The sequence below is a fragment of the Arthrobacter sp. SLBN-53 genome, from assembly GCF_006715585.1.
GTDB classification, from domain to species: Bacteria; Actinomycetota; Actinomycetes; order Mycobacteriales; family Mycobacteriaceae; genus Mycobacterium; species Mycobacterium neoaurum_A.
On sequence record NZ_VFNN01000001.1, the window covers coordinates 1599761 to 1618131 of the forward strand.

19 protein-coding genes are annotated in these 18371 nt (G+C 67.3%); 9 read left to right on the plus strand and 10 right to left on the minus strand.

The genetic code is table 11. The features are described from left to right. The first annotated feature begins 44 nt into the window (after window positions 1-44). Both greA and FBY28_RS07595 read left to right on the plus strand, forming a co-directional pair. Window positions 45-539 (plus strand): transcription elongation factor GreA, encoded by a 495-nt coding sequence (greA, locus tag FBY28_RS07590; RefSeq protein WP_019511375.1) that lies wholly within the window; start codon window positions 45-47, stop codon window positions 537-539. Window positions 540-562: 23 nt separating this feature from the next. After that, the gene (locus tag FBY28_RS07595) at window positions 563-1216 is read left to right on the plus strand and encodes a GOLPH3/VPS74 family protein (protein ID WP_141865587.1); all 654 of its coding nucleotides are present in this window, start codon (window positions 563-565) and stop codon (window positions 1214-1216) included. Window positions 1217-1289: 73 nt separating this feature from the next. On the opposite strand, the gene FBY28_RS07600 is transcribed toward FBY28_RS07595, so the two are convergent. The 6 genes from FBY28_RS07600 to FBY28_RS07625 all read right to left on the minus strand — a co-directional run bounded on the left by FBY28_RS07600 (window position 1290) and on the right by FBY28_RS07625 (window position 7284). After that, window positions 1290-2462 (minus strand): cystathionine gamma-synthase, encoded by a 1173-nt coding sequence (locus tag FBY28_RS07600; protein ID WP_141865589.1) that lies wholly within the window; start codon window positions 2460-2462, stop codon window positions 1290-1292. Window positions 2463-2543: 81 nt separating this feature from the next. Next, window positions 2544-3575, minus strand: coding sequence for a DUF2189 domain-containing protein (locus FBY28_RS07605; protein WP_141865591.1), 1032 nt, complete (start codon window positions 3573-3575; stop codon window positions 2544-2546). Window positions 3576-3758: 183 nt separating this feature from the next. Beyond that, a complete protein-coding gene (locus FBY28_RS07610; RefSeq protein WP_141865593.1) occupies window positions 3759-4262 on the minus strand; it encodes an Rv1078 family RDD domain-containing protein in 504 nt (167 codons plus the stop codon). Beyond that, a complete protein-coding gene (locus FBY28_RS07615) occupies window positions 4259-4885 on the minus strand; it encodes an Rv1078 family RDD domain-containing protein (protein ID WP_141865595.1) in 627 nt (208 codons plus the stop codon). Before FBY28_RS07615 ends, FBY28_RS07610 begins: the two co-directional genes overlap by 4 nt. 128 nt (window positions 4886-5013) lie before the next feature. Continuing rightward, on the minus strand, window positions 5014-6408 hold the full coding sequence (locus tag FBY28_RS07620) for a cystathionine beta-synthase (protein ID WP_019511381.1): 1395 nt from the start codon (window positions 6406-6408) through the stop codon (window positions 5014-5016). 30 nt (window positions 6409-6438) lie between these two features. After that, window positions 6439-7284 (minus strand): alpha/beta hydrolase, encoded by an 846-nt coding sequence (locus tag FBY28_RS07625; RefSeq protein ID WP_286177844.1) that lies wholly within the window; start codon window positions 7282-7284, stop codon window positions 6439-6441. A 390-nt stretch (window positions 7285-7674) separates the two neighbouring features. Between FBY28_RS07625 and FBY28_RS07630 the strand changes: the two genes are divergently transcribed. The 3 genes from FBY28_RS07630 (at window position 7675) to purT (ending at window position 11153) form a co-directional block, all read left to right on the plus strand. Beyond that, window positions 7675-8625: an SGNH/GDSL hydrolase family protein gene (locus FBY28_RS07630; RefSeq protein WP_216847551.1), complete on the plus strand. Its 951-nt coding sequence runs from the start codon at window positions 7675-7677 to the stop codon at window positions 8623-8625. A gap of 37 nt (window positions 8626-8662) precedes the next feature. Beyond that, the gene (locus FBY28_RS07635; RefSeq protein ID WP_023986168.1) at window positions 8663-9880 is read left to right on the plus strand and encodes an acetyl-CoA C-acetyltransferase; all 1218 of its coding nucleotides are present in this window, start codon (window positions 8663-8665) and stop codon (window positions 9878-9880) included. A gap of 73 nt (window positions 9881-9953) precedes the next feature. Beyond that, window positions 9954-11153 (plus strand): formate-dependent phosphoribosylglycinamide formyltransferase, encoded by a 1200-nt coding sequence (gene purT / locus FBY28_RS07640; protein ID WP_141865601.1) that lies wholly within the window; start codon window positions 9954-9956, stop codon window positions 11151-11153. 47 nt (window positions 11154-11200) lie between these two features. Here the strand turns inward: purT and FBY28_RS07645 are convergent, their stop codons facing one another. Together FBY28_RS07645 and FBY28_RS07650 are read right to left on the minus strand one after the other, a co-directional pair. Next, window positions 11201-12052, minus strand: a complete 852-nt coding sequence (locus FBY28_RS07645) for an endonuclease domain-containing protein (protein ID WP_174241563.1) — start codon at window positions 12050-12052, stop codon at window positions 11201-11203. 210 nt (window positions 12053-12262) lie between these two features. Next, on the minus strand, window positions 12263-13117 hold the full coding sequence (locus FBY28_RS07650; RefSeq protein WP_019511387.1) for a Bax inhibitor-1/YccA family protein: 855 nt from the start codon (window positions 13115-13117) through the stop codon (window positions 12263-12265). Between the two features lie 195 nt (window positions 13118-13312). Between FBY28_RS07650 and FBY28_RS07655 the strand changes: the two genes are divergently transcribed. Genes FBY28_RS07655 through FBY28_RS07665 form a run of 3 tightly spaced genes read left to right on the plus strand, consistent with a single transcriptional unit; the run spans window position 13313 to window position 16827 of the window. Continuing rightward, window positions 13313-14362 carry an enoyl-CoA hydratase/isomerase family protein gene (locus tag FBY28_RS07655; protein ID WP_141865603.1) on the plus strand — a complete coding sequence of 350 codons (1050 nt, stop codon included), beginning with the start codon at window positions 13313-13315 and terminating at the stop codon, window positions 14360-14362. Continuing rightward, window positions 14356-15132, plus strand: coding sequence for an enoyl-CoA hydratase (locus FBY28_RS07660; RefSeq protein WP_524912043.1), 777 nt, complete (start codon window positions 14356-14358; stop codon window positions 15130-15132). The genes FBY28_RS07655 and FBY28_RS07660 overlap by 7 nt, the downstream gene beginning before the upstream one ends. Window positions 15133-15141: 9 nt before the next feature. Further along, complete coding sequence (locus FBY28_RS07665) at window positions 15142-16827, plus strand: alpha/beta hydrolase (RefSeq protein WP_141865607.1); 1686 nt, start codon at window positions 15142-15144, stop codon at window positions 16825-16827. Here FBY28_RS07665 and FBY28_RS07670 read toward each other — a convergent pair. Continuing rightward, the gene (locus FBY28_RS07670; RefSeq protein WP_030136310.1) at window positions 16810-17202 is read right to left on the minus strand and encodes a rhodanese-like domain-containing protein; all 393 of its coding nucleotides are present in this window, start codon (window positions 17200-17202) and stop codon (window positions 16810-16812) included. The two genes, FBY28_RS07665 and FBY28_RS07670, sit on opposite strands and share 18 nt — an antisense overlap. A gap of 5 nt (window positions 17203-17207) precedes the next feature. Then, on the minus strand, window positions 17208-17756 hold the full coding sequence (locus tag FBY28_RS07675; RefSeq protein WP_141865609.1) for a cysteine dioxygenase: 549 nt from the start codon (window positions 17754-17756) through the stop codon (window positions 17208-17210). 125 nt (window positions 17757-17881) lie between these two features. Between FBY28_RS07675 and FBY28_RS07680 the strand changes: the two genes are divergently transcribed. After that, window positions 17882-18304 (plus strand): lipoprotein LpqV, encoded by a 423-nt coding sequence (locus FBY28_RS07680; RefSeq protein ID WP_141865611.1) that lies wholly within the window; start codon window positions 17882-17884, stop codon window positions 18302-18304. Window positions 18305-18371: the final 67 nt, after the last annotated feature.

Sequence of the window (18371 nt, forward strand, 5' to 3'; positions counted from 1 at the left end):
GCGATACGTCGCGGGGGAATGACCAACGACAGGAGCGCGAGGACATGACCGATACCCAGGTCACCTGGCTGACCGAAGAGGCCTACGACCGGTTGAAGGCCGAGCTGGATCAGCTGATCGCCAACCGGCCGGTCATCGCCGCCGAGATCAACGACCGTCGCGAAGAGGGCGACCTGCGCGAGAACGGTGGCTACCACGCCGCCCGTGAAGAGCAGGGCCAGCAGGAAGCACGCATCCGTCAGCTGCAGGAACTGCTCAACAACGCCAAGGTCGGCGAGGCCCCCAAGCAGTCCGGCGTCGCGCTGCCCGGTTCCGTGGTCAAGGTTTACTACGACGATGACGAGAAGGACACCGAGACGTTCCTGATCGCCACCCGCCAAGAGGGCGTCAGCGACGGCAAGCTCGAGGTCTACTCCCCGAACTCCCCGCTGGGCAACGCACTGATCGATGCCAAGGTCGGCGAGAGCCGTACCTACACCGTGCCCAGCGGCAAGACCGTCAAGGTCACCCTGATCAGCGCGGAGCCCTACCACGCCTGACCCGTCGGGACGATCGGCTCCAGATGGCCCAGATCGCCGAGGATCTGCTGCTGCTTCTGCTCGACAATGCGGCAGCGCGCCCGGGCATCGAACAACGCCGTAGGCAACGCGTACTCGCGGCTGCGGTGTTGTTGGACCTGGCCCGCGCCTGCCGGGTACGACCGTCGGCCGACGGGGACTCCGTCCCCGCCGGTCGCCTGGTCGCATTGGTCGGCGATGCCGCGTTGGACCCGATGACCGGTCCGGCGTGGGCACTGCTGACGCGGCGACCGCTGAAGGTGGGCGCGGCGGTGGCCAAGCTGGGCCGCGATACCGAACAACGGCTGCTCGACCAGCTGGAACGGACCGGACAGATTCAGCGGGTTCCGTTGGGGCCCAAGGAATTCAGTTATCCGCTACGGACACGCGCACGGGTCGGGCCGGCTCGCGAGGCATTGCTGGCGGCCTTGTTCGACCGCAGGCCGCCGTCGACGCCGACGGCCGCGGCGATCACGCTGCTGCATGCCGCGGACGGGCTCGGCGCGGTGCTGAGCCTCAACGATCGCGGGTGGCGCTGGGTGCACGCCCGCGCCGGGGAGATCGCCCTGGGTAGCTGGCTCGACGAATCCCCCTCGGCGCTGCCGGAGATCAACGTCGCGGTGACCGCCGCAGCGCTGCGGCCCGTCCTACAGTCCTGACCGCGAGCAGACGCAGAACTGCCGATCTATCGCAGAAAACGGCAGTTCTGCGTCTGCTCGCCGGGGAACCGGACTACCGCAGCGCCTGCTCGATATCGCCGAGCAGGTCGGCGACCTCCTCGATACCGACCGACAGGCGCACCAGATCCGCGGGCACCTCCAGCTGGGAGCCGGCGGTCGAGGCATGCGTCATCGCGCCGGGATGCTCGATCAGCGATTCCACCCCGCCCAAAGACTCAGCGAGAATGAAAATCTCGGTGCGCGCGCAGAAATCGCGTGCCGCGGCCGCCCCGCCGCGCAGCCGGACCGAGATCATGCCGCCGAAAGCGGACATCTGCTTGGCGGCGACCTCGTGGTTGGGGTGACTCGGCAGGCCCGGGTAGAGCACCGAGTCGATGGCCGGGTGCTCGGCAAGGAACTCGGCCACCTTGGCCGCATTCTCGCTGTGCCGCTGCATGCGCAGCACCAGGGTCTTCAGGCCACGCATGGTCAGGTACGCGTCGAAGGGGCCGGGCACCGCGCCCGCCCCGTTCTGCAGGAACGCGAACGCCGTGTCGAGCTCCTCGTCGTTGGTCAGCAGCGCGCCGCCGACCACATCGGAATGCCCGCCGATGTACTTCGTGGTGGAGTGCAGCACGATATCCGCGCCGAGGGTCAACGGCTGCTGCAGCGCCGGGGAAGCGAAGGTGTTGTCCACCAACAGCTTCGCGCCGGCCGTGCGTGAAATCTCGGCGATACCCGCGATATCGGCTATCGAGAGCAGCGGGTTGGTCGGTGTCTCGACCCAGATCAACTTGGTCTCGGGCGTCACCGCGGCGGCGACGGCATCGAGGTCGGCCAAGGCGACCGGGGTGTGCCGAATCCCCCACTGCGTGAACACCTTGTCGATCAATCGGAAGGTGCCGCCGTAGGCGTCGTCGGGGATGACCACGTGATCACCGGGTCGCAGCACCGCGCGCAACGCGCAGTCGGTGGCCGCCATCCCCGAGGCGAAAGCACGACCGAAATCGGCCTCCTCGACCGCGGCCAGCGAGGCCTCCAGCGCCGCGCGCGTCGGGTTGCCGGTGCGCGCGTACTCGAAGCCGCCGCGCAGCCCCCCGACACCGTCCTGGGCGAAGGTCGAACTGGCGTAGATCGGCGCGTTGACGGCGCCGGTGGCCGGATCGGGCCGGAAGCCCGCGTGGATCGCCCTGGTCGCCAGACCCTGCCACCGGTGTGCGTCGTGAGCACTGCGCTGTTCACCCATGCCGTCCAGGGTAGTGGTGCCCGGACAACAGAAACGGGGTGGACCGGTTCGGTCCACCCCGTTCGGTTGCGCTATGCCCGATTACGGTGTCAGCGGTGCTACCTGTCCGCCGGTGAGGCGACGGTAGGCGTACACCTGGAACAGGATCGCCAGCGGCGCGGCGACGAGCAGACCGACGTAGCACAGGAACGATCCGACGGCCAGGATCACCGAGTACAGCAGCCAACTCAGCAGCACCGGAACGAAATTGTTCTTGGTGACGTCGATGCTCAGCTTGATCGCATCGATGGCCGACAGGTTGCGATCGATCAGCGCCGGAGTCACGAAGAAGGCGAAGATCGACACGATCAGGCCGGGGATGTAGCAGAGCACGCTGCCGATGCTGACCGCGATACCGACCAGCAGGGTCGCGATGATCACCGGGCCGATCAGGCGGGGCTTGAAGAACGAACCCGCCGTCACCGGTACCCCGTTGGCGATGTCCAGAACGCCACCGAAGTAGGCCGACGAGATCGCCGCCAGCAGCACCAGCAGCACGATGAGGCCGATCACCAGCACGAAGATGCTGGCCCCACCGAGGCCCGAGGTGTACTCGTAGCTGAAGCCGCTGTCATAGGAGTCGTAGGTGGTGACCCCACTCGGCGCCACCGCCGCGGCGATGCCGAAGACGATGCCGCCGAAGATACCCACCACCAGTGCGTAGACCAGGGTGGGAATGATCAGCGCGCCGGCATTCTTGCTGAACTTGTTCCACGCCCAGGAGAACGCATCGCCGACGCTGTAGGGCGCGGCACCACCCGGGTAGCCCGGCTGCGGGTATCCCGGAGGCGGCGGCGCGAAGCCACCCTGCGGGGGCGGGGGTGGCGGGTAACCGCCCTGCGGCGGAGGCGGGTAACCACCCTGTGGGGGCGGCGGGTAACCACCCTGTGGCGGGGGCGGGTAGCCACCTTGCGGCGGCGGGAAGTTCCCGGGCGGGGGCGGATAGTCACCCTGCGGCGGGGGCGGCTGGTAACCACCCTGCGAGGGCGGCTGATAGCCGCCCGGCGGGACGTTCTCGGGTGGCGGGAATCCACCGGGCGGGGTGCTGCCCGGCGGAGGAGGCGGTTGTGTCATTTCACCTTCTCGTGAGAATTGAGTACCGACAAACGCCGCGCCGTCGGCGCGTGAGGTGAGCCTATGTCACGCCGGTGGTCTCGCGGCGCTCAAGATCGACATGAGTTTCAGACCAAGTCTGCGGTGCCGCACTTGGAGAATTCTTGGAAAGGGCCGACGCGCGGCCTCTCCGTCACAACCTCGTCACAGCGGCACACAGACCGTCTTGACAAGCTTGTCGGCCAACGTCTGTCGTTTCCCATCCCAGAGCGGAAACAGGAAGCCGACATAACAGATGACAGCGTCGACAGCGTGCGCCACCTGGCGCACCACCGATGTCACGAATCCGACTGGCTGCCCGGTGTTCTGACCGACGACCTTGAACTTGAGCACCCCCTTACCCAGACTCGAACCCGTCCTGCCCTGCTGGTATCCGAAGTTCCAGAGCGCGTAGGCGACCGCAAGGATCCAGGTCACGGCAAACGCGACCTGCCCGAACGTCGACGCCCCCGCCGCACACGATTCGGCGCGGGCATAGCCCGAATCGCTGCTGCCACACACCGTCTCCCGGGTGCCCAGCAGCAACGCATACCCGATGCCCTGCAGCACGGCGAAGGGAATGAGGTCGATGACGAATGCCAGCACCCTGCTCAACCACGGGGTGTAGGCATCCGCAGACGGATCGTCGCCGCTCATGGTGCCGGTCATCGGCCCGGGAGCGCGACCGTCTTCACGATCTTGTCGACCAGCGTCTGCGCCTTGGGATCCCACAGCGGGAACAACACGGCGACAAGCCATGGCAGGAAACAGATCACGTTGGCGACGAAGTAGATGAGCTGACGGAGTACCGACATGCCGAAGCCGATCGGGCGACCGGTGGCCTCCCCGACGATCCGGAAACCCATGATGGCCTTGCCGATGCTGGAACCCGTGGTCCCCTGCCGGTAGCCGTAGTTCCAGATGTAGTAGGCCAGCGCGAGAACCCCGCACACCGCAACGGCCACCTGCCCCAGCGTGGAAGCCCCTGTGGCACAGAACGCACCGAGGTCGTATTCCGAAGTCTCGGTGAGGCACACGGTCTCTCGGGTACCGAGCAGCAAACCGTAGCCGATTCCCTGCAGGATCAGCGCCGGGACGGCGTCGATGAGGAATGCGAGCACCCGGGTGAACCACGATGTGTAGGCCGATTTGGGCAACGGCGCAACGGCCTCGAAGCCCGACTGACCGGGCGGCGGGGGCGCGAAACCGCCAGCGGGCGGCGGGGGCGGCGGGTAGCCACCGGGTGGTGGCGGCGGATAGTCCCCAGGAGGTGGTGGCGGTTGCTCGGTCATGGGACGCCTTCCTGGTGAGGAATTAGCCGGCTCTGCGGCCAGAACCCTACCGGAGAAGTCGCTGTCCAGGTCGGTCCCGGCACCGACCGCTTCCAGCGGTCAGTGCCGGTATCGACCGCTTCCAGCGGTCAGTGCCCCACCGGCCCCTTGGACAGCGAGCCCAGCAGATCGTGGCGAGTCAGCACACCGATCGGTTTGCCGTCCTCGACGACCATCACCGCATCGCAGTCCCGCAACGTCTTTGCCGCGGTGCCCAGCAGTTCGCCCGAACCGATGAGCGGCAACGGTGCGCTCATGTGCAGCGACACCGCGTCGGCCAGCTTGGCCCGGCCCTCGAAAACCGCTGAGAGCAGCTCCCTTTCGGAGACACTGCCGGCGACCTCGCCCGCCATCACGGGCGGTTCGGCGCCGACGACCGGCATCTGGGAGACCCCGTACTCACGCAGGATGGTGATGGCGTCACGCACCGTCTCCGACGGATGGGTATGCACCAGATCAGGCAGGGCTCCGGACTTGTGCCGCAGCACCTCGCCGACCGTCGGCTCATCGATGGAGCCATCGAGCCTGCTGCGCAGGAAGCCGTAGGAGGACATCCAGGAGTCGTTGAACACCTTCGACAGGTAGCCGCGCCCGCCGTCGGGCAGCAACACCACCACGACCGCGTCGGGTCCGGCCTTCTCGGCTACCCGCAGCGCGGCGACGACGGCCATACCGCACGATCCGCCGACGAGCAGCGCTTCCTCACGGGCGAGGCGCCGGGTCATATCGAAGGAATCGGCGTCGGAGACGGCGATGATCTCGTCAGGGATGGCCGGGTCGTAGGCGCTGGGCCAGAAATCCTCGCCGACGCCCTCGACAAGGTAGGGCCTGCCCGTGCCGCCGGAGTACACCGATCCCTCCGGGTCGGCCCCGATGATCTTCACCCGTCCGCCGGACACCTCTTTGAGGTAGCGACCGGTGCCGGTGATGGTCCCGCCGGTACCCACGCCGGCCACGAAGTGGGTGATCTTGCCGTCGGTATCGGCCCAGATCTCCGGACCGGTGGTCTCGTAGTGGCTGGCCGGACCCATCGGGTTCGAGTACTGGTCGGGCTTCCACGCCCCGTCGATCTCCTCGACAAGTCGGTTGGACACGCTGTAGTAGCTCGCCGGATCGTCCGGGGCGACCGCGGTCGGGCAGACCACCACCTCGGCACCGTAGGCGCGCAGCACGTTGCGCTTGTCCTCGCTGACCTTGTCCGGGCAGACGAACACGCAGTGATAACCGCGCTGCTGGGCCACCAGTGCCAGCCCGACACCGGTGTTGCCCGAGGTGGGCTCGACGATGGTGCCACCCGGCTTGAGCTCGCCGGACGCCTCGGCGGCGTCGATCATCTTGACGGCGATGCGGTCCTTGGAACTGCCGCCGGGGTTGAGGTATTCGACCTTGGCCGCCACCACACCGGCACCCGGTGGGACCACCGAGTTCAGCTGGACCAGCGGGGTGTTGCCGATGAGCTCACTGATATGGCTGGCGATGCGCATGACACCTATCGTGTCAGGCTGCGCGCAGACTCACCACGTCGCCTCTCGGATGTACTCACCGATCTGGCGCAGCGAGCGCGTCGCTTCCCCCACGAACGGCGAACACAACTGGAAAACGTGGATCTGACCGGGCCAGATGCGCACCTCGACGGGGACGCCGGACTCGGCCAGCATCCGGGCCGCCTTTCGCGCATCGTTGAGCAGAACCTCCGAACCCGATACATGGATCAGGGTGCGAGGCAAGCCCGGTTCGATGTGCTCCAGCGGCTCGTAGACCTCCTGGCCGTGCCGCTTGGCCGACTCCTCGACGATGGCGCCCAGTGCCTCGATGGCGCGTGGCGGGAACATCGCGTCGGTACGCGAGTTGGGATGCTGGGCGCGGCTGTCACTGTTGATCTCGAACAGTGGGGACATGGTGACCACCGCTGCGGGCGCCTCGGTGCCCTCCTCCTGCAGGCGCTGGGCGAGGGCAAGGGCGAGGTACCCGCCCGCCGAATCGCCGGCCAGGACGATGTTGGCGGGGTCATAGCCGGTGAGCCGCAGCCATTTGTAGGCGTCATAGCAGTCGTCGATGGCGCTGGCGATCGAGTGCTTGGGGATCATCCGGTAGTTGACGACGAACACCGGGCTGTCGGCGAACTTGGACAGTTCGGTGACCATCCGGCCGTGGGTGTTGGCACCACAGGTCAAAAACGCCCCGCCGTGCAGGTAGAGGATCACCGAACGCTTGCCGTCGGCGGGCAACACCCCGGCGGCGCGGATCAGTTGGGCCGTGCAGTGCGGCAGCGCGATCGTGGCGCGCACGGTGCCCGGCGCGGGCCGAAGGACGCGGGCGGCGAAGTCGACGAGACCGAACGGCCACGGCAGCTTCGGCACGTGCGATCCGATTGCCAAAGTTGGCTTGATCGTCATCATGGCTACCAGTCCGGCGAGCCTGCCCGCCAGTCCGGCACCGTCTTCGACGATCTCGACAGGACGCCAGTCGCCGACCGGAAAACGCCGCGACTGACGCGCCCTAGCAGGGCTTATCGCTGCATGTGGGGCCCCGGAGACCCTGCTTGGTGCCGTCATCGCCACCACTTCCTACGCCGTTGTAGTGCCCGTTGGCCGATAAGTTGTTAGCCAGGGGGTTGAACTTAGCTTGCCTGCCGTCAATTTTTTCAACAATGCCTAATTCAAATTTGGTACCGCGTTCGATACCCCAATGTGACCGCGGTTACTCGCGCGCCTACTGACTTTGTGAAATCGAGACCTAAAATCGTGATCGTGGGTCGCATCACGTCCGTCGCCGTGGCCGCCGCGGCGCTCGTCTCCACCGGTTCGGCCTATGTCGGCGCGCGCAACCTGCTGAGCGGCCAGGCCGACCAGGCCCGCCAGACCATCCCGAAATCCTGGGATGCGCCCCCGCGGGCCGACGGTGTCTACTCCCCCGGCGGCGGACCGGTGCAACGGTGGACCCGCGACACCCAAGTCGATCTGCACCTGATGATCTTCGGCGACTCCACCGCCACCGGGTACGGCAGCACCTGTGGCGACGAGGTGCCCGGGGTGCTGCTGGCCCGTGGCCTCGCCGAGGAGTCCGGTAAGCGCATCCGGCTGAGCACCAAGGCGATCGTCGGCGCCACCTCCAAGGGGCTGTCCGGACAGATCGATGCCATGTTCGTCGCCGGACCGCCGCCGGATGCGGCCGTCATCATGATCGGCGCCAACGACATCACCAAACCCAACGGGCTGGGACCGTCGGCGCGCCGCGTCGGTCAGGCGGTGGAGCGGTTGCGCAGCGCGGGCGCGGTCGTCGTGGTCGGTACCTGCCCCGACTTCGGCGTCATCAAGGCCATCCCGCAGCCGTTGCGGTGGGTGACACGCAATCGGGGTCTGCGGCTGGCCCGCGCCCAGGCCGCTGCGGTGCGGGCGGCAGGCGGGGTGCCGGTGCCCTTCTCGGACCTGCTGGCCCCGCACTTCTATGAGGCTCCCGAGGTGTTGTTCTCCGCCGATATGTTCCATCCGTCGGCGGCCGGCTACGAGTTGGCCGCCAAGCAACTGCTGCCCGCACTGTGTCGGGCTCTCGGCGAGTTCAGCTCGGAGACCACCACCGAGGCCGCCCTGGAATCGCGGATGGACGGTAGCGGATCACTGCTGGCTCGGATCGGCAACGTCAGTCGGCTGTGGCGTCGTTCCACCGGGGTCCCCGCACCCATGGTGGTGCCGGCGAGCTAGCGTAGAGCCAACCAAGCACTTGTTCATGGAGGTCAACATGCCCGAAGCCGTCATCGTCGCCACCGCACGCTCACCGATCGGACGGGCGGGTAAGGGATCGCTGGTCACCATGCGTCCCGATGATCTGGCCGCGCAGATGGTGCGCGCCGCCCTGGACAAGGTGCCCTCGTTGGACCCCCGCGATATCGACGACCTGATGATGGGCAGCGCGCAGCCGGCCGGCGAGGCCGGCTACAACATCGGCCGCGCCGTCGCCGTCGAGCTCGGCTACGACTTCCTGCCCGGTACCACCGTCAACCGCTACTGTTCCTCCTCCTTGCAGACCACCCGGATGGCGTTCCACGCGATCAAGGCCGGCGAGGGTGACGTCTTCATCTCCGCCGGTGTCGAGACGGTGTCGCGGTTCGCCGTCGGCGCCGCCGACGGTGCGCCGAACTCCAAGAACCCCCTGTTCGACGAGGCCCAGGCACGCACCATCAAGCAGGCCGAGGACGAATCCACCTGGCACGATCCCCGCGAGGACGGCCTGATCCCGGACGTCTACATCGCCATGGGCCAGACCGCCGAGAACGTCGCCACCTTCACCGGCATCAGCCGCGAGGATCAGGACCACTGGGGCGTGCGTTCGCAGAACCGCGCCGAGGAGGCCATCAAGAGCGGCTTCTTCGCCCGCGAGATCTCCCCGGTGACCCTGCCCGACGGCACTGTCGTCTCCACCGACGACGGCCCGCGCGCCGGCACAACCTACGAGAAGATCAGCCAGCTCAAGCCGGTGTTCCGCCCGAACGGCACGATCACCGCGGGTAACGCCTGCCCGCTGAACGACGGTGCGGCGGCCGTCATCATCATGAGCGACACCAAGGCCAAGGAGCTCGGCCTGACCCCGCTGGCACGCATCGTGTCCACCGGTGTGTCCGGGCTGTCGCCGGAGATCATGGGCCTCGGCCCGATCGAGGCCATCCGCAAGGCACTGGCCAAGGCCGGCAAGACGATCTCCGATATCGACCTGGTCGAGATCAACGAGGCCTTCGCGGTGCAGGTGCTCGGTTCGGCGCGCGAACTGGGTATCGACGAGGACAAGCTGAACGTCTCCGGTGGCGCCATCGCGTTGGGCCACCCGTTCGGCATGACCGGCGCCCGCATCACCGCGACGCTGCTCAACAACCTGGCCACCCACGACAAGACCTTCGGCATCGAGTCGATGTGCGTCGGCGGCGGGCAGGGCATGGCGATGGTCGTCGAGCGCCTCTCCTGATTTCTCACGATGCCGCGGCGGGGGTGCGTACTGCGCCTCCGCCGCGGCGTCGTTGTGCATAAACTCCCTGCCGATGACCACACTCGGAACACCCCTGTCCCCGCACGCCACCCGGGTGATGCTGCTCGGCTCCGGTGAACTCGGCCGCGAAGTCCTGATCGCGCTGCAGCGCCTCGGCGTCGAGACCATCGCCGTCGACCGCTACCCGAACGCGCCGGGGCACCAGATCGCCCACCATGCGCGGGTGCTCGCGATGACCGATGCCGACGCTCTGCGCGAGCTCATCGAGACCGAGAAGCCGGACCTGGTGGTGCCCGAGATCGAGGCCATCGCGACCCCGGTGCTCGAAGAGCTCGAGAACGCCGGCGCGGTGCGGGTCATCCCGACGGCCCGGGCGGCCCGGCTGACCATGGACCGCGAGGGGATCCGGCGACTGGCGGCCGAGACGCTGCGCGTGCCGACCAGTCCGTACCGATTCTGCGATTCGCTGGCCGAGCTGCGGGCCGCGGTCGACGAGATCGGCTACCCGTGCGTGGTCAAGCCCGTGATGAGCAGTTCGGGCAAGGGGCAGAGCAAGATCGACGGACCCGACGGTGTCGAGCCCGCGTGGGAATACGCCATGTCGGGCAGCCGGGTCAGCAACACCCGCATCATCGTCGAGGGCTTCGTCGATTTCGACTACGAGATCACGCTGTTGACGGTGCGCGGTGTCGGCGCGTCCGCTGCGATACAAACACAGTTCTGCGAGCCGATCGGGCACCGTCAGGTCAGCGGCGACTACGTGGAGAGCTGGCAGCCGCATCCGATGTCGGCCGCCGCACTGGAGTCGGCCCAGCAGATCGCCGCAGCCGTGACCGAAAACCTGGGTGGGCAGGGCATTTTCGGGGTCGAGCTGTTCGTCAAGGGCGACCAGGTGTGGTTCAGCGAGGTCAGTCCCCGCCCGCACGACACCGGCATGGTCACCATGATCACGCAGTGGCAGAACGAGTTCGAGCTGCACGCCAGGGCCATCCTCGGCCTGCCCGTGGACACCACCCTCAAGACGCCCGGTGCCAGCGCGGTCATCTACGGCGGCGTGGACGCCTCCGGGGTGGTGTTCGACGGGGTGGACGAGGCGTTGCGCGTGCCGCGCACCGATATTCGGCTGTTCGGCAAGCCGGAGAGCTTCGTCAAGCGCCGCATGGGCGTGGCGCTGGCCTACGACGCCGATGTCGAAGCGGCGCGGGCCAATGCCGCCGAGGCGGCGAGTCGGGTCACCCCGCGCGTCCCCTAACCGTTGACTCTGCGCTGACGGCGCGAAAGTGCGAGTAGCCGACGCCCTCAACGCAAAGTCAACGCGGAAAGTCGTCTCCACTCCCGCTCCACACGAGCGATGATGCTGGGACGCCGTTGGCCCGCCGCCACCCTGACGACGCTCCACCCGAGGCCGGCGATGTAGTCGTGTCGCTCGATGTCGTAGGCGAGTGCCTCCGCGTGCTGCACACCGTCGTACTCGACGGCCAGCTTGCGGTCCTCCCACCCCATGTCCAGGTAGTACTTGGGATATCCGGCCGGATCGAGGACCGGAATCTGCGTGCGCGGCTGCGGAAAACCGTCCTCGATCAGCATCAGGCGCAGCCACGTCTCCTTGGGAGACTGAGCACCGCCGTCGGCCAGCTCAATCGCCCGCTCGAGTTGCCGCAGTCCCCTGGTGTGACGATGCCGATCGGCTAAAGCTCGTACATCAGCCGGCGCCAGACCGGTAGCCCGAATCAACGCGTCCAGGCGTGCGACAGCCTCGCCGATTCGGCCGCGTCGACCGAGATCGAATGCGGTGCGGTGGGCCGTGGTGACCGTCATATCCTCGAGCACCAGCACCTCGCCGTCGAGCAGCAGATCCTGGCGGGTGATGACCTGCCGCGGCGCACGGGCGTTCGGCCAGATCAGCTCGATCGGCGCATCATCGGCAACCCATTCGGCGCCATGGAGTGCTGATGCTGCCGCACCCGCGATCACCGCTTCACGCCCGGACCACAACCACGCCGCCATGGTGCGCTGTCGAAGGGTGAGCGCGGCGCGCGTGCCCGCATACACGTCAGGCATAACGGCGCGGTAGTACTTACGCAGCTCGTGGCGGCTGAGTGTGCCTGCCGCCAAAGCTTCACTACCGATGAAGACCCCCGAGATGTCCATGACCGGACCGTGCCGACACGCGCCGACAGACATACGGCAGGCGCCCATCGTCCGACGCACCCTGTGAATCAATCCGCCACTGTGGATACGTTGACTCTGCGCGGATGGCGCGAAAGTGCGAGTAGCCCGCACCCTCACCGCAGAGTCAGCGGAGAAAAGGGCAACGAAAAAGGGCGCCCCGCGCGGGACGCCCTTTCTCTGGCCGAACTGCTAGTCGTTGTTGAAGTAACTGAGCAGACGCAGGATCTCCAGGTACAGCCACACCAGGGTGACCATCAGGCCAAGGGCGACGCCCCATGCGGCCTTCTCCGGAGCACCGGCGCGGATCATCTGGTCGGCCGCGTCGAAGTCGATCAGGAAGCTGAACGCCGCCAGCGCGATGCACAGCAGCGAGAAGCCGATCGCGATGGCGCCACCGTCGCGCAGGCCCATGCCCGCACCGCCGCCGACACCGAACAGGCCGAGCACCAGGTTCACCAGCATCAGCGCGACCACACCGAACAGGCCGGCGACGATCATGCGGGTGAACTTCGGGGTGACGCGGATGGCACCGGTTTTGTAGACCACGAGCATGCCGAAGAACACGCCGAGCGTGCCGACGATCGCCTGGGCGATCATGCCGACGCCACCGACCGAGGCCAGGTTGGCGATGATGAAGGACACCGCACCGAGGAACAGGCCCTCCAGCGCGGCGTAGCTCAGCACGATGGCGGGGTTGTCCTGCTTACGCCCGAACGTCGCGATGAGCACCAGTGCCAGACCGCCGAGCGCGCCCACCAGGGTGAACGGCGTGGCCAGGCTGAGGTTGGTGCTGACCAGGTAGTACGAGACGACCGCCACCGCCGTCAGGATCGCCAGGCTGATGCCCGTCTTGGTGACGACGTCGTCGATGGTCATCGGCCGGGAGACACCGGCCTGCTGCTGATCGGGGTATTGGGTTGCGGCATAAGGGTCCGCATGTACCTGCTGGGCACCGAAGCTTGCGGCTCCGGTACCGAATTGCGCGTATCCGCCCTGCTGCCCCTTGGGCAGGGATCGGAATACCGGGTTGCTGCTTTCGCGCACCGTAGGTCCTCTCCTTCAGTACTGGTGGTTCGATTGACGAACACACTGTCAACGATCATTGTCGGGAACGGGTTCCCGCGATACCCCAGCACTGAGAGCGTTCTCAGATACCGGCAGTGAGCCCATTCCTGGGATAACGCTGTGCAAACCCTACCCGTCGCACATCACGCGCGGACCACGAACTAGATTGCATTCGTGGCAGAAAACGAGGACATCCTAGTAACTGTCCGTAACGGTGTCGGCATCGTGACGTTGAACCGCCCCAAGGCGATCAACTCGCTCAACGCCGTCATGGTCGACGGGCTGCAGCAGGCGCTCGACGCCTGGGAGAACGACGATGCGATCACCGCCGTGCTGCTGACCGGCGCCGGCGAGCGCGGCCTGTGCGCCGGCGGCGACGTCGTCGCGCTCTATCACTCGGCGCGCGGCGACGGCTCGTATGCCCGCAAGTTCTGGTGGGACGAGTACCTGCTCAACGCCCACATCGGCCGCTTCGCCAAGCCGTATGTCGCACTGATGGACGGCATCGTGATGGGTGGCGGTGTCGGCGTCGCCGCGCACGGCAACGTCCGTGTCGTCACCGAGAAGACCAAGATGGGTATGCCCGAGGTCGGTATCGGTTTCATCCCCGACGTGGGCGGCACCTATCTGCTCTCCCGTGCACCGGGGTCGTTGGGCCTGCACGCCGCGCTGACCGGCGCCCCCTTCTCCGGCGCCGACGCCATCGCCCTCGGGTTCGCCGACCACTTCGTTCCGCAGGCCAGGCTGGCCGACTTCGCCGAGGCCGTCGTCACCGACGGGCACCAGGACGCGTTGAACAGCTACGCCGAAGAGCCGCCGGCCAGCGAGCTACTGGCCCAACGGGATTGGATCGACACCTGCTACGCGGGTGGCACCGTCGCCGAGATCCTCGGTGATCTGCGCGGCCATGACGACCCGGCCGCCCACGCGGCCGCCGAACTGATCGCCACCCGCTCCCCCATCGCACTGGCCGTCACGCTGACCGCGGTGCGCCGCGCGGCCCACCTGCCCACCCTGGAAGAGGTTCTGCACCAAGAATTCCGGGTGTCGGTGGCGTCGATGAAGTCGCACGATTTCGTCGAGGGTATCCGCGCCCAGCTCGTCGACAAGGACCGCAACCCGCAGTGGTCGCCGGCCACCCTGGATGCCGTCGACGACGCCGCCGTCGACGCCTATTTCGCCGCCGCCGGACCCGATCTGACATTCCACGAGGAGCAATCATGAGTTTCGAGACCATCCTGGTGACCCGCGACGGTCGGGTCGGCACCATCACCCTGAACCGCCCCAAGGCGCTCAACGCGCTCAACACCCAGGTGATGCACGAGGTCACCACCGCGGCAGCGGAATTCGACAACGACCCGGATATCGGTGCGATCATCCTGACCGGCAGCGAGAAGGCCTTCGCCGCCGGAGCCGATATCAAGGAGATGGCCGACCTGTCCTTCGCCGACGTGTTCGGCCAGGACTTCTTCGCCCTGTGGGGCAAATTCGCGGCCACCCGCACCCCGACCATCGCGGCCGTCGCCGGCTACGCGCTCGGCGGCGGCTGCGAACTGGCCATGATGTGTGATCTGCTGATCGCCGCGGACACCGCCAAGTTCGGCCAGCCCGAGATCAAGCTCGGCGTGCTGCCCGGCATGGGCGGCAGCCAGCGATTGACCCGCGCGATCGGCAAGGCCAAGGCGATGGACCTCATCCTGACCGGGCGCACCATCGACGCCGCCGAAGCCGAACGCAGTGGTCTGGTGTCCCGCGTGGTGCCCCCCGACACCCTGCTCGACGAGGCCAACGCCACCGCCGCCACCATCGCCGGGATGTCACTGTCGGCGGCACGGATGGCCAAGGAGGCGGTCAACCGCGCCTTCGAGTCGACGCTGACCGAGGGACTGCTCTACGAGCGCCGGATCTTCCATTCGGCCTTCGCCACCGAAGACCAGAAGGAAGGCATGGCCGCGTTCACCGAGAAGCGCGCGCCGAACTTCACCCATCGCTAAGGTCGAGCGGTGACCGCCACCGCCGCACCGCAAGCACCCGACGCGCCACCCAAGCGCGCGTGGTGGATTCGGCACTACACCTTCACCGGTACGGCGGTCGGCCTGGTCTTCATCTGGCTGTCCCTGACACCGTCGCTGTTGCCGCGCGGACCGCTGTTCCAGGGCCTCGTCAGCGGCGCGGCCGGCGGTATCGGCTACGGGCTCGGCGTTTTCGGCGTCTGGCTGTTCCGCTACATGCTGTCGCGGGACAGCACGCCGCCGCCACCGAAACGGGCCTGGCTTGTCCTGGTCGTGGTCGGCGTCATCGGTCAGAGCGCGGCGATCGTCTACTTCCATGTGTGGCAGGACGATATCCGCGATCTGATGGGAGTACCGCGACTCGACTTCTGGGATCACCCGCTGACCGCCGTTTTGGCGATCGTCTTCCTGTTCGTCTTCGTCGAACTCGGTCAGCTGATCGGCAAGCTGATCCGTTACCTGGTGCGCCAGCTGGAACGCGTCGCACCGCCCCGGGTGTCCGGTGTGGTGGCGGTGGCACTGGTGCTCGCACTGACCATCGCGTTGCTCAACGGCATCGTGGTGCGCTTCGCCATGACGACCATCAACAGCACATTCGAGAACGTCAACAACGAGGATGATCCCGACAATCCCGCTCCCACATCGACTTTGCGGTCCGGTGGCCCGCAGTCACTGGTCAGTTGGGAATCACTGGGACATCAGGGCCGCAATTTCGTCGCAGGCGGCCCGACGGTGGAAGAGCTCACCGCCTTCAACGGTGCGCCCGCGACCGAACCCATCCGCGCCTACGCCGGGCTGAACTCCGGTGACAACCTGCGGGCCGACGCCGCGCTGGCCGCCGAGGAACTGCGCCGCACCGGCGGCCTGCAGCGCTCGGTCATCGCGATCGCCACCACTACCGGAACGGGCTGGGTCAACGAGGCCGAGGCGTCCGCGCTGGAATACATGTACAACGGCGACACCGCGATCGTCTCGATGCAGTACTCGTTTTTGCCCAGCTGGATCTCGTTCCTGGTCGACCAGGAGAACGCCCTGCAGGCCGGGCAGGCGCTGTTCGAGGCGGTCGACGCGTTGGTGCGGGAGATGCCGCAGGCCGAACGCCCCAAACTCGTGGTGTTCGGGGAGAGTCTCGGGTCTTTCGGCGGCGAGGCCCCGTTCCTGGCGCTGAACAATCTCATCGCCCGCACCGACGGGGCGCTGTTCAGCGGTCCCACGTTCAAGAACACCATCTGGACGACGCTCACCCGCGATCGCGACGAGGGATCCCCCGAGTGGCTGCCGATCTACGACCGCGGGGAGAACGTCCGGTTCTCGGCGCGCGCCGAACAGGATCTGCGCAGGCCGGATGCGCCGTGGGGGCAACCCCGCGTGGTCTATCTGCAGCATGCGTCGGATCCGATCTCGTGGTGGAACCCGGATCTGCTGTTCGCCAAACCCGATTGGCTCAGGGAGCCGCGCGGTTACGACGTCTCACCCCGGATGGAGTGGATCCCGGTGGTGACCTTCCTGCAGGTGTCCGCCGATATGGCGGTCGCGGTGGATGTGCCCGACGGCCACGGCCACGTCTACGTGCGCGATGTCGCCAACGCGTGGGCGGCGATCCTGCAGCCGCCGGGCTGGACGCCGGCCAAGACCGACAAACTGCGACCGATCCTGCGCTCAGACGAGAACAGCTGACCGCAGTTCGGCGGGGAGGGCGTGATACCCGCCGATGACGTCGGTGGCCCGGTGCAGACCCAGATCCTGCAACGCCGCGGCGGCCAGACTGGAGGTGTAGCCCTCCGAGCACAGCACGATCCATTCCACGTCATCGTCGACGGCCTCGGGGATGCGGGCCTCGCTGGTCGGGTCGCATCGCCATTCCAGGTGGTTGCGCTCGATGACCAGGACCTGCGGCGACGCGGCGACCTCGCCCTCCTGCGCCCGCTGCCAACCCGGCCGGATGTCGACCAGCAGCGCGCCGCGGCGCAGGGCGGCAGGAACATCGGCGGCGGGGAGCCGACGTAACCGGGACCTGGCGGCGGCGAGCACCGCGTCGATACGACTGGGCATGCGTCCTATCCTTCCGGTGCGTCGGTCAGTTCGGTGCGGCTACGACGCAGGGTGTTGCGTTCGGTCACCGAGTAGTACGACATCGCGGTCAACGGCGGCGAGTAGGCGTGCACACTCAGCGTCGGCGTCGACGGCACCGTGACCCCGCCCGCCGATACCGATTCGCGCGCCCACACCACATCGTGCACCCAGCCGAGCGGGAATGCGGCCTGATCACCGGCTTCCAACTGCCGATTGCGCAGTTCGGTTCCATCCCAACGTGTTTCACGTAGCGCACCGGAGACGACCGTCAGCGCACCGAGCGACCCGCCGTGGTCGTGCAGTTCGGTCGACTTGTCGGGCACCCAGCTGATCAGCCAGATGTCGAGTTCGTCGTCACCGTAGAGCCGCCGATACCAACGCTCGTCGATGGGCAGCCGGTCCCTGTCGATCAGCCGGTCGTACCGGCCGGAGAGCACATCGTCGGCGCACCGGTCGGTGGCGGCGAGCAGGTCGGGAAGGCGCAACCGGGTGGGCGCGGAGACAGCGGGCGGGGCAAGCAATGGGGCAACCATGGGGATGGGACTCCAGGAAAGAGATAGGGACGGGTCGGCGCACTCAACGAGCGCGACAACAGCCCCGCACACCCACGTTCTGAGCCCTCTCGGTCATGGACGCGAGTGTTGCATAGATTGGCCTCATGCGCCGCTACCCGATCGCTCTGCTCGCCACCGTCGCCGTCGCCCTGCTCGCCGGGTGCAACTCCGCAGAACCCGGGCCGACGACCACCGCGGTGCCCTCGCAGACCCCGACCAGCGAGTCGCCCCGGCTGCCGGCGGAGGCCGACGTCAGCGGTGCGGTACGGGTGTCACCCGATGGGGTGACGACCGTCGTCGACGTTCCGTCCGAGGCCACCGAATCCGAGTACGGCCAGGCCTGTCTGGCCGCCAAACGGTGGTTCGACGAGCACAAAGACCCGGTGGAGGCGTACCTGAAGACATTGCAGACCGGTGGCGCGACGGGGCCCGGCAGCTTCAACGCGGCGTGGGCGGAGCTGACCCCGGCCCGCCAGGCCGGGGTGATCATGGCCGCCAACGCCGCGTCGCGCGGTGAGTGCGGCTGAGGGTTGTGATCACGGCGAGCAGAACTGCCCGCCGATGCGGCATCGTGATCGTCACAGTCCGCGCAGT